11 protein-coding genes are annotated in these 11,037 nt (G+C 61.1%); 3 read left to right on the top strand and 8 right to left on the bottom strand.

The features are described from left to right. Nucleotides 1-261 precede the first annotated feature (261 nt). Entirely contained in the window at nucleotides 262-957 is a 696-nt protein-coding gene (locus JH25_RS02245; RefSeq protein WP_032880590.1) for a peptidase E, read from the bottom strand. Between the two features lie 141 nt (nucleotides 958-1,098). Between JH25_RS02245 and JH25_RS02240 the strand changes: the two genes are divergently transcribed. Further along, nucleotides 1,099-1,557 (top strand): HIT family protein, encoded by a 459-nt coding sequence (locus JH25_RS02240; RefSeq protein ID WP_032881303.1) that lies wholly within the window; start codon nucleotides 1,099-1,101, stop codon nucleotides 1,555-1,557. A 125-nt stretch (nucleotides 1,558-1,682) separates the two neighbouring features. On the opposite strand, the gene JH25_RS02235 is transcribed toward JH25_RS02240, so the two are convergent. From JH25_RS02235 to JH25_RS02205, 7 genes are all read right to left on the bottom strand, one after another. After that, a complete protein-coding gene (locus JH25_RS02235; protein WP_005789173.1) occupies nucleotides 1,683-2,021 on the bottom strand; it encodes a Na+/H+ antiporter subunit G in 339 nt (112 codons plus the stop codon). Then, the gene (locus JH25_RS02230) at nucleotides 2,018-2,296 is read right to left on the bottom strand and encodes a K+/H+ antiporter subunit F (RefSeq protein ID WP_032880591.1); all 279 of its coding nucleotides are present in this window, start codon (nucleotides 2,294-2,296) and stop codon (nucleotides 2,018-2,020) included. Before JH25_RS02230 ends, JH25_RS02235 begins: the two co-directional genes overlap by 4 nt. Further along, nucleotides 2,293-2,781, bottom strand: coding sequence for a Na+/H+ antiporter subunit E (locus JH25_RS02225; protein WP_032880593.1), 489 nt, complete (start codon nucleotides 2,779-2,781; stop codon nucleotides 2,293-2,295). The genes JH25_RS02230 and JH25_RS02225 overlap by 4 nt, the downstream gene beginning before the upstream one ends. After that, the gene (locus tag JH25_RS02220) at nucleotides 2,778-4,460 is read right to left on the bottom strand and encodes a monovalent cation/H+ antiporter subunit D (RefSeq protein ID WP_032880595.1); all 1,683 of its coding nucleotides are present in this window, start codon (nucleotides 4,458-4,460) and stop codon (nucleotides 2,778-2,780) included. The genes JH25_RS02225 and JH25_RS02220 overlap by 4 nt, the downstream gene beginning before the upstream one ends. Beyond that, complete coding sequence (locus JH25_RS02215) at nucleotides 4,457-4,801, bottom strand: Na+/H+ antiporter subunit C (RefSeq protein WP_005789164.1); 345 nt, start codon at nucleotides 4,799-4,801, stop codon at nucleotides 4,457-4,459. Before JH25_RS02215 ends, JH25_RS02220 begins: the two co-directional genes overlap by 4 nt. Beyond that, nucleotides 4,801-7,722, bottom strand: coding sequence for a monovalent cation/H+ antiporter subunit A (locus JH25_RS02210; RefSeq protein WP_032880597.1), 2,922 nt, complete (start codon nucleotides 7,720-7,722; stop codon nucleotides 4,801-4,803). Before JH25_RS02210 ends, JH25_RS02215 begins: the two co-directional genes overlap by 1 nt. A gap of 204 nt (nucleotides 7,723-7,926) precedes the next feature. Next, nucleotides 7,927-8,856 carry a DMT family transporter gene (locus JH25_RS02205; protein WP_032880599.1) on the bottom strand — a complete coding sequence of 310 codons (930 nt, stop codon included), beginning with the start codon at nucleotides 8,854-8,856 and terminating at the stop codon, nucleotides 7,927-7,929. Nucleotides 8,857-8,948: 92 nt separating this feature from the next. Between JH25_RS02205 and JH25_RS02200 the strand changes: the two genes are divergently transcribed. Together JH25_RS02200 and JH25_RS02195 are read left to right on the top strand one after the other, a co-directional pair. Then, a complete protein-coding gene (locus JH25_RS02200) occupies nucleotides 8,949-9,512 on the top strand; it encodes a helix-turn-helix domain-containing protein (RefSeq protein WP_032880600.1) in 564 nt (187 codons plus the stop codon). 22 nt (nucleotides 9,513-9,534) lie between these two features. Next, nucleotides 9,535-10,929: an FAD/NAD(P)-binding protein gene (locus JH25_RS02195; protein WP_032880601.1), complete on the top strand. Its 1,395-nt coding sequence runs from the start codon at nucleotides 9,535-9,537 to the stop codon at nucleotides 10,927-10,929. Nucleotides 10,930-11,037 lie beyond the last annotated feature (108 nt).

Here is an 11,037-nt window from a genome sequence, read left to right on the forward strand (position 1 = left end):
AGGATGTTTCTTTGGGAAATATGTCACGGTGCTTTACGTTGTTCGTGCTTGCGGGTGTTCAATAGCTGACGGTAAAAGGGGGGGTCTACTTGTACCAACATAGCGGCATCCCTCATCACTTCTACCTTTGAACACCGTTCAATTTAGGGCTGCTTCTTTAGGTGGACACTGTGCGTCTAGAGTTTAACCGAGCTGCGAAACCCGGTCGCTGAATTTGCAGCGACCGCCAAAGATTAGGCGGCCATTTTCTGAGCGGCAACCCTAAAGAGCTGTAGGGCGTTTCCTTGCAATGGGCTCCGAAGTGCTGCTGAGTTTATATGCACTACCAGTCGTGTAGTTATGAACAGTCGCATGGTATTCACCGTTCTTGAAATGCAGGGCAACTCCGTCATCCAGCGCGTAGGCGGGGTGTATGTTTTTAAGTCGAACCAGTTCAACAAACGAAGATTCTCTCCCCACCTCTGAGCTGAAGTGCGGGCACAGCGCGCCAGGGAGAAAACCCAGTCCGTCGACCAGCGCATATACGCCCCCTGAGTCGGAATGCCCGTGGTCGAACCAGCAGATGGCGCCGGCACTGACGCCGCAAAGCACTTTGCCGTGTTCCTGGGCTTGCTTCAAAAGGGCGGTCACGTCAAATTCACGCCAGATTGCCAGTAAGGCTCGGGTGTTGCCGCCGGCCACATAGATGATGTCAGCCTGCTCAAACAGCGCGGCAACATGAGCTGGGGCTGGAAAAGGCGGAATGAAAAACGTCAATGGCACAACGGTGCAGCCGGCGCTTTGGTATTTGAGCGTGAAGTCGGCAATCTTCGGACGGTCATCGCCATTGGCGGTGGAGATATAGAGCACCGTGGGCTGGGTTTTGCCCGACGAAGCGACGATATATTCGTCGATGCGGGTCATGCGCGTCATGTCCTCGCTGGACTCGCCGCCGATGACAATGATGTTTTTATCCATGGTGAACTCCTGTCTCAGCACAGCGGGCATACCCAAGTCTTAGGACATTTCCCAAAATGCCCGTAGGGTTTGACGCTCATTCCATCCTAGCTTTAGATGGTTGCCACGACCAAACCCAAGACGAAACTGGCGGTGATTCAAATGGATTGTATTTTCTGCAGCATTGTCCGCAAAACTTCCCCGGCCCATATCCTGTGGGAGGATGATCAGCATATGGCGTTCCTGTCGATCTTCCCTAACACACCGGGCTTCAGCGTGGTGATTCCAAAGCAGCATTACGGCAGCTATGCGTTTGCGCAGTCGGATGAAGTGTTGGCAGGGCTCGCGGTCGCAGCAAAGAAAACCGCACAACAGATCGACCGCGCATTTCCCGATGTGGCGCGTACGGGGATGATTCTGGAAGGGTATGGGGTGGACCACCTGCATGCGAAGTTGTTTCCCATGCATGGGACCGGGCGGGACAGCACGTTCAAGCCGTTGAGCTCGCAGGTGGATAAGTTTTTTGAGGCTTATGAGGGCTATATCTCTTCCCACGATTTTGTGCGGGCGGATGATGCCGAATTGGCGGAATTGGCGGCAAGAATCCGATCCTTCGCCTAGCACCCATCCAACTGTGGGAGCTGGCTTGCCTGCGATAGCGGTGGGCCAGCCAACCTCTTCAGTGACTGATCCGACCTCATCGCAGGCAAGCCAGCTCCCACATTTTTATGTGCCTGCCTGAGAGGTCAGCGGCGGCTGCTGACTTCAGCCGGCACATCGTCACCGGCCATGCGCTTGCGGAACAACGCCGTGCGCGCCAGCAGCAGGGTAGTCACCGGCACGGTGATCGACAGCAGAATCGGGATCAGCCACCCGTGCAACACCGGCCCGGACTTGAGCACCGAAAAATAGATAATCGACGCCAATGCCACGCACCATGCGCCCAATGTCGAGGCGAGTGCCGGCGGGTGCATGCGTTGGAAAAACTCCTTCATCCGCAGCAAGCCAATCGCGCCAATCAACGCAAACACACTGCTGAGCACCAGCAGCACCCCCACTATCACTTCAACCCATAACGGCATCATTCAATCACCTCCCCACGCAGCAGGAATTTCGCCAGGGCAAACGAGCCGACGAAGCCGAACAGCGCAATCAACAGCGCCGCTTCAAAGTAGGTATCACTGGCATAGCGAATACCGAGCACCAGCATCATCAGCATGGCCAGGATGTACAGGTAGTCCAGCGCCAGGACTCGGTCCTGGGCGGACGGGCCTTTGAACAGGCGGATCAGGGTCAGCACCATCGCCAGCGAGAACAGGAACAGGCTGGCCAGGATCGCATTGGAGAGCAGGGCGCTCATTCGAAGATCTCCATCAGGGGCCGCTCGTAGGTGGCTTTGAAGTGCTGGATAAACTGGGCTTCATCGTCAAGGTCGAATACGTGCAGCAGCAAGATGCTACGGTCCAGCGCCAGTTCCGACCAAATGGTGCCGGGGATCACCGTGGTAATCATCGACAGCGCGGCAAGGCCGTTGGGGCTGTGCAGGTCCAGGGGGATCTTGATGAAGCGCGAGCGCGGCGGGCGTGTGCCGCAGGTCAGTACACCCCACGCCACTTGCAGGTTGGAGACGATCACGTCGCGGCCCACCAACAGGAACAGGCGCAGGATCACGCCAGGGCGACGCAGGCTGATCGGCTGCGGGCGCAGCGGCGCCATCAGCAAAGGCGCGAGAAAGCCCAGCAGCGCGCCCAGCAGCAGGTTGCCGGGGCTGATCGACAGGTTCAGCAGCAGCCACAACACCCACAGGGCCAGCGACAACCAGGGTGCAGGAAACAGGCGCTTCATGGTTGCACCTCCAGCGCAGCGGCCTTGGCTTCAGGGCTCGGCACGGGCCGCGTGGCCATTACCGCCATCACATAGCTTTCCGGGTTGTTCAGGCTCTTGGCGGTGGCCAGGGTGTAGCGCATCAAGGGTTCGGCCTTGAACGTCAAGGCGATGCTCAAGCCCAGCAGCACGAAGATCGGCACGCACTCGTAGCGTCGCAGCAGCGGTGATGGGCGCTCTTCCGGGGTCCAGAAGCGCTGGATGCCAAGGCGGGCGAAGGCGATCAGCGACGCCAGGCCGGACAGAATCAGCAGCGCCACCAGGCCCCAGGCTGCAGGACGGATCGATTCGTCCACGGCGTTGCCCAGGCCCAGTGGGTTGATCAGCGCACTCAACAGGCTGAGCTTGCCGATGAACCCCGACAATGGCGGCATGCCGATAATCAGCAGCGCGCAGGCGATAAAGCTCAAACCGAGGAAGGCCATGGTCCAGGGGATGACCTGGCCGACCACGGCTTTCTGCTCATCGTCCAGGTTCACACCCGGACGCGGATGCAGCGACTCCATGGCCTTGGGCAGCGCATCAATCTCTTCATCAAGCGGCAGGTCGTTGGCCGAGCGCGAACGCTCGATCAATTCAGCCAGCAGGAACAGCGCACTCAATGCCAGGGTGGAGCTGACCAGATAGAACAATGCCCCAGCGGTCAGGCTTGGCTGGGCAAACCCTACCGCCGACAGCAGGATCCCGGCCGAGACCAGAATGCTCAGGCTCGCCATGCGCTCCAGGCGTTGCGCCGCCACCATCGCCAGCGCCGCGCACACGATGGTCGCCATGCCGCCATACACCAGCCAGTCGCCGCCAAACAGCGCCGAAGCGCCGGCCTGGCCGGAAAACAGCAGGGTCCACAGGCGTAGCACGGTGTACACGCCAACCTTGGTCATGATCGCAAACATCGCAGCCACCGGCGCACTGGCCGAGGAGTAGGCGGGCGCCAGCCAGAAGTTCAGCGGCCACATGCCGGCCTTGGCCAGAAACGCGGTCGCCAGGATCGCTGCGCCAGCGTGCAGCAGGCCGCGATCAGCCTCCGGCACCAGCGGGATTTTCAGCGCCAGGTCAGCGAAATTCAGCGTGCCGGTGACGCCGTAGATCATCGCCGCGCCAATCAGGAACAGCGACGACGCCAGCAGGTTGATCGCAATGTAATGCAGGCCGGACGACACCCGAGCACGACCCGAACCATGCAGCATCAGGCCGTAAGACGCCGCCAGCAGCACCTCGAAGAACACGAACAAGTTGAACAAATCCGCGGTGAGAAATGCGCCGTACAGACCCATCAGCTGGATCTGGAACAGCGCATGGAAGCTAGTGCCCGCACGGTCCCAGCGGGCCATGGCGAAGAGCAATGCGCTTACGCCGATAACCCCGGTGAGCACCAGCATCAGCGCCGAGAGCTGGTCCACCACCAACACGATGCCGAACGGTACTTGCCAGTTACCCGGCAGGTACACGCCGATCGAGCCGGGCCCGCCTTTTTGTGTCCAGTACAGCAACAGGACGGCCACGCCCAGGCCGATCAAGCTGGAGACCAGGTTGATTTTGGCCTTCAGCGGCCGGCGTTTCTCGCCGAGCATCAGCATCAGCGCCGCCGTGAACAACGGCAGCAGAATCGGCGCAACGATCAGTTGATTGACCCAATTCATTCCTTCGGCTCCCGGCCATCCACATGGTCAGTGCCGGTCAGGCCCCGGGATGCCAGCAGCACCACCAGGAACAACGCGGTCATGGCGAAGCTGATCACGATGGCTGTAAGTACCAGGGCCTGGGGCAGGGGGTCGGTGTAGTTGAGCAGGTCTTGCGGCACGCCGTCCTTGATGATCGGTTCCTTGCCGATAAACAGGCTGCCCATGCTGAAAATGAACAGATTGACCCCGTACGACAACAGGCACAGGCCCATCACCACCTGGAATGTCCGTGGCCGCAGCACCAGCCAGACGCCGGAGGCCGCCAGGACCCCAATGGCAATTGCGATGACTTCTTCCATCAGGCGGCTCCTTCGGTTGCAGCAACGACTTTGGGCTGGTTGCTCGGTTTATGTGCTCGCACAGATTGGTGGCCGAGGGCGGTCAGCATCAGCAGCGTCGAGCCCACGACCATGGCGTACACGCCAATGTCGAAGAACAACGCACTGGCGATATGGATATCGCCGAGCAGTGGCACGTGGAAATGCCAGGTATGGGTGGTCAGGAACGGGTATCCGGCGAACAGCGCGCCAAGGCCGGTCAAGGTCGCCGACAGCAGGCCGAAGCCCATCCAGCGCATGGGCCGCAGGCTCATCTGCGCTTCGACCCATTGGGTGCCCGCCACCATGTATTGCAGGATAAACGCTACCGACATCACCAGCCCGGCGACAAACCCGCCGCCTGGTTGGTTGTGACCGCGCAGGAAAAGGTAGAACGACACCACCAGCGCAATCGGCAACAGCAGGCGCACCAGCACCGCCGGCACCATCATAAAGCCCAGCGCGGTGTCACTGGCCTGGCGCGGGTTGACCAGGTCGGTGGCCACGTCCGGTGCCAATTGGCGCTGTTGCGCCGGCAACTCCATGCTTTCCTTGGACGGGCGGAAGCGTCGCAGCAAGGCATATACGGTCAAGGCCACGGCACCCAGCACGGTGATTTCGCCCAGCGTATCGAAGCCCCGGAAGTCCACGAGCATCACGTTCACCACATTGCTGCCGCCGCCTTCGGGCAGGGCGCGGCTCAAGTAGAACGAGGAGATATCGTTGGGTGTCTGGCGGGTCAGCATCGCGTAGGACAACAGCGCCATGCCGCCGCCCACTACAGTGGACAGCAACAAGTCGCGCACCCGGCGAATGCGCGCCTTGCGCAAGGTGTTGGGCAATGGCCAAACCTCCTCGATACGCCGTGGCAGCCAGCGCAGGCCGAGCAGGATCAGCACGGTGGTCACCACTTCCACCACCAATTGGGTCAGGGCCAGGTCCGGCGCCGAGAACCACACGAAGGTCACGCACGTCATCAGGCCGCACACGCTGACCATGGTCAGGGCCGCCAGCCGGTGATACTTGGCTTGCCAGGCGGCGCCCAGCGCGCAGGCAATCGCCAGCAACCACAGGGTGACGAACACGATGGAGCCCGCAATCTTCGGCCGGTCGCCCCAGGTGAGGCCACTGTTTATCATGGGGATCATGGCCCCGATCACCGCGACGATCACCAGTAGGAACAATTGGGTTTGCAGGCGCTTGGTGCTGATGCGTTTTTCGATCCTGCGCACACCGCGCATCATCACCACCAGGCAGCGCTCGAAGCCACGCTTGCCGTTGAAATAGCCGATCAGCGGCGGGTATTCGAAGCGGCCACGCTTGAGTTGCTTGCGCAGCATCAGGTACAGCACCACGCCGCCGGTCATTGCCACCAGGCTCATGATCATTGGCGCGTTCCAGCCGTGCCAGATCGCCAGGCTGTACTCGGGCAGCACACCACCGACCACGGGCAACGCCGCAGCGGCAAGGATCGAGCCGACCACCTGGGCCGGGAAAATCCCCACCAGCAGGCAGGTGAACACCAGCAATTCCACCGGCGCACGCATCCAGCGCGGTGGCTCGTGAGGCGTGTGCGGCAAGTCGGTAGCCGGCGGGCCGAAGAACACATCCACGGTAAAGCGCAGGGCGTAGGCCACGCTGAAGGTGCCGGCGATGGTCGCAATCACCGGCAGGGCGATTTCCACCCATTGGGTCGACGAGATGAATACGGTTTCGGCAAAGAACATCTCTTTGGACAGGAAGCCATTGAGCAACGGCACACCGGCCATGGAGGCACTGGCTACCATGGCCAGGGTCGCGGTAAACGGGATCAGACGCACCAGGCCACTGAGCTTGCGGATATCCCGCGTGCCGCTTTCGTGGTCGATGATGCCCGCCGCCATGAACAGCGACGCCTTGAAAGTGGCGTGGTTGAGGATATGGAACACTGCGGCGACGGCGGCCAGCGGGCTGTTAAGGCCTAGCAGCAGGGTAATCAGCCCGAGGTGGCTGATGGTGGAGTAGGCCAGCAGGCCCTTGAGATCGTTTTGGAACATGGCGCAGTAAGCGCCGAGGAGGAGGGTGAGGGCGCCGGCACCGCCGACGATCCAGAACCATTCTTCGCTGCCGGACAGCGACGGCCACAGGCGGGCCAGCAGGAACACGCCGGCCTTCACCATCGTCGCCGAATGCAGATACGCCGAAACCGGGGTCGGTGCCGCCATGGCATGGGGCAGCCAGAAGTGGAACGGGAACTGCGCGCTTTTGCTCAAGGCGCCGATCAGCACCAGGGCCAGCATGACCGGGTACAGCGAGTGCGCGCGAATCTGGTCGCCCGCCGCCAGCACCTGGTCCAGGTCATAGCTGCCGACGATATGCCCCAGCAGCATCACCCCGGCCAGTAGGCACAAGCCGCCGGCGCCAGTGACCATCAGCGCCATGTACGCACCACGCCGCGCATCGGCGCGGTGGTGCCAATAGCCGATCAGCAGGAACGAGAACAGGCTGGTCAGTTCCCAGAAGAACACGATCTGAATCAGGTTGCCGGAAATCACCAGGCCAAGCATGGCGCCCATGAACGCGAGGAAGAACGCAAAGAAGCGCGGCACCGGATCGTCCGGCGACATGTAATAACGCGCATACAACGACACCAGCGTGCCGATGCCGAGCACCAGCATCGAGAACAGCCAGGCAAAGCCGTCCATGCGCAACACGAAGTTAAGCCCAAGACTGGGCAACCACATGAATTCTTCGCGTATCACGCCACCATGGGCGATCTGGGGGTAGAGCAGTGCGACTTGAATAGTGCCGACCAATGCCACCAGGCCGGCCAGCAGGGATTCGGTATTACGTGCGTTGTGCGGCAGCAAGGCCGCCAGACAGCTGCCAATGAATGGCAGAAGCAGTAGAACTATCAGGGACATAGGCTTCTAATCTGCGGGAGTTTGGGATGCATCATACGTGCCGCTTTCACGATCACCAAACGGCAAGATGTGGCAGGATCCTACAAGGTAGGCCGAAACCTCTCATTCAGCACTGGTTCAAAACCCTTGAATTGAAACGCCGCCCCCTGTGGGAGCCGGGCTTGCCCGCGATGACGATAGAGCGGGCACCACAGGGTTTGCAGGTTATCCCTGACGCTCCTGTTCCAAGGCATCTGCGAGTTCAATTGCCTTCTGCCCCTTCGTCTTCATCTCACTCACAATCACCGCTACCACAATCAACACCGCCCCGACCATTGCAATCGGCGGGAAGCGCTCTCCGGCAATTCGCCCGACCACGCCTGCCCACACCGGCTCGCCGGCATAGATCAAGGTAGCCCGGGTTGGCGACACACTCTGCTGCGCCCAATTCATCGCGACCTGGATCACCGCACTGGTCAAGCCCAGGCCCACGGCGCTGAACAGCAACAGCCAAGAAAAGCCCGGCAACGCCTCGCCCATGGGCACCACCATCATGAACGACAGCACCGAAGCGGTGGCCAGTTGCACCACGGTCACCCGGCGAATATCCACCTGGCCGGCAAATGCGCTGATCAAGATGATCTCGGCCGCTATTGCCACGGCACCGATCAGCGTAGCGATTTCACCTGGGCTGAAGTTCAGTGAAGCCCCCGCCGGGCCAGTCAACAGCATCAACCCGGCAAACGCCAGCATGATGCCGATGCTGGGCATCAACCCGGGGCGACGGCCCAGCACCAGCCACTGCAACAGCGGCACGAACGGTACATACAACGCGGTGATAAACGCCGACTGGCTGCTCAGGATGGTCTGCAAGCCAATCGTCTGTAAACCGTAGCCAAACATGATCGCCACCCCGATAAACACCCCGGCCTTCAATTCGAACAGGGTCAGGTCGCGCAGGGTGCGCAAGGAAAAGAACCCCACCACAATTGTCGCCGCCGCGAAGCGCAGCCCCACAAAAAACATCGGCCCGCTGACGGTCATGGCATGTTGCACCAGCAAGAAGGTGCCGCCCCAGATCATGGTGATCACCACCAGGATGCATTCGGCTTTGCTGAAGCGGTTGAATCGCGAAGGGGAGGTCGGGGCTGTCATGGCGGCTCGGTCTTGCAAGGGAAAGGCACGGACCGCACAATGCGCCGCACGCTGGGCAGTATACTGCGCACACCCACCTATTGAGCAATATAGTGCACAAAGAAAATCCGCAACGGGCTTCGGTCCTGCAGCACGTCAGCCAGAACGTCCGTCGCCTGCGCCACGCCGCCGACCTGAGCCAGACTGCGCTCTCGGAAAAGTCCGGGGTCAGCCGGCGCATGCTGGTGGCGATTGAGGCGGGGGAGAAGAACGTCAGTCTGTCCACTTTGGATCGTGTGGCTGAAGCGTTGGACGTGGCGTTCAGTGATCTGATTCAGGCGCCGGATGTGCGGGACCACAGCCGTATCAACGAGCTGGCCTGGGCGGGCGAGATTGTCGGCAGTAAGGCGGTGCTGCTGGCCAAGGCCACGGCACGGCGTGAAGTCGAATTGTGGGAGTGGCGGCTTGAACCCGGTGATCGTTATTGCCCGGACCCTGATTTGGAAGGGTGGAGCGAACAACTGTTCGTGTTCGAGGGCAGCCTGACGCTGGTGATAGGTGATCAGGAAAATGTCATCGAGGCTGGAGAGTTCTTTATGTTCGCCAGCCACCAGCCCCATGCTTATCGCAATGATGGGAACGCGGCGGTACGGTTTGTTCGAAATGTGGTGATTTGAGCAACAATAAGGGCGAACTGGCATGAGTGAATCCACCCGCGTTGCCGATGTACTGATCATCGGCGGCGGCCTGAGCGGTACGATGCTGGCCGTGCAACTGCTGCGCCTGCCGGGCACGCGGCGCATCCTGGTGATTGAGCCGCGTGCTGAGCTGGGGCGGGGCGAGGCCTATAGCGCGGTCGAGCTGGGTCATACCTTGAACGGCAACGCGGCGCGCATGAGCGTCGATCCGGACAACCCCGACGACCTGACCCAATGGCTCACCGACTACATCGCTGGCGGTGGTTGGCCGGAGTCGGATCAGCAGCATGTGCCCATCAGCGAACTGTTCCCGCCACGCGGGATTTTTGGACTGTACGCGCAACAGCGCTTGGCCGAGGCCAAGGCGTTGTCTACGTCGACCGTCGAGCATATCCGCGCCGAAGGGGTGGACCTGCAAGTCGACGCAGCCTCCACGCTGTTGACCCTCGATAATGGGGAGCAACTGCGTGGCACTTTTGCGGTATTGGCCACCGGCATGTTCCCGGCAGCGCGCACGCCCCTAACCGAGTCCAGCGGTTTGAACGCCGCAGCCATGGACCCATGGGACGTGCAAGCGATGACCCAACTCGACCCGCAATCAACGGTACTGATCATCGGCTCCGGGTTGACCATGGTCGATGCTGTGGTGTCGCTGGAACAGGCCGGGCATCGCGGTCCCATCGAGATCTTTTCGCGCCACGGCCTGTTGCCCCATGTGCGCAGACAGCCGCCAAGTTGGGATGACTTCCTGGCCGCCGATTACAACCTGCGCAGCCCTCGGCAATTGCTGCGTGAGGTGCGACGCCAATGTCAGTTCGCGCTGGCGCAAGGCATCGACTGGCAGGCGCCGTTGGACACCGTGCGCGGGCACATCGCACGCTTGTGGAGTCAGGCCAGTGAGCCTCAGAAGCGCCAGTTCGTGCGACATGTGCGGCCGTGGTGGGAAAGCCATCACCACCGCTCGCCACCGTTGAGTGCGCAGTTGGTGACGCGCTTGCAGGCAGAAGAGCGGCTGCGGATTCGCGCAGCGTCGTTCAAGGGTTTGGTGCCGTCGGATGAGGGCGTTGCCATTGCGGTGCGCTATCGTGGCGGGCAGGAGGTCACACAGGTTTCGGGAGCGGCGCTGATCAACTCCAGCGGCATCGAGTACGACTGGCGTCGTGTCGCCCGGCCATTGCCGCAACAACTGCTCAAGCGTGGGTTGATCCGGCCTGGGCCTTTGGCGTTGGGGATTGCGGCGGATGCAGCCGGCGCGGTGCTGGATGCCCAGGGCCATGCCAGCCAGCGACTGTTTGCCATGGGGCCGCCGTTGCGGGGCATGTGGTGGGAGAGTACGGCGGTGACGGATGTGGCGCTCCAGGCCAAGGCACTGGCAACCAAGCTCACACAGATCTAAATGGGGGAGGTGAGCAAGCCCTGATCCGCGAAGTGAACGTCAATGCTCAAAGCAACGAAAATCAAATGTGGGAGGGGGCTTGCTCCCGATGAGGGCGTGTCAGTAAAT

It is taken from the genome of Pseudomonas sp. BRG-100, assembly GCF_000737955.1.
Taxonomy (GTDB): domain Bacteria; phylum Pseudomonadota; class Gammaproteobacteria; order Pseudomonadales; family Pseudomonadaceae; genus Aquipseudomonas; species Aquipseudomonas synxantha_A.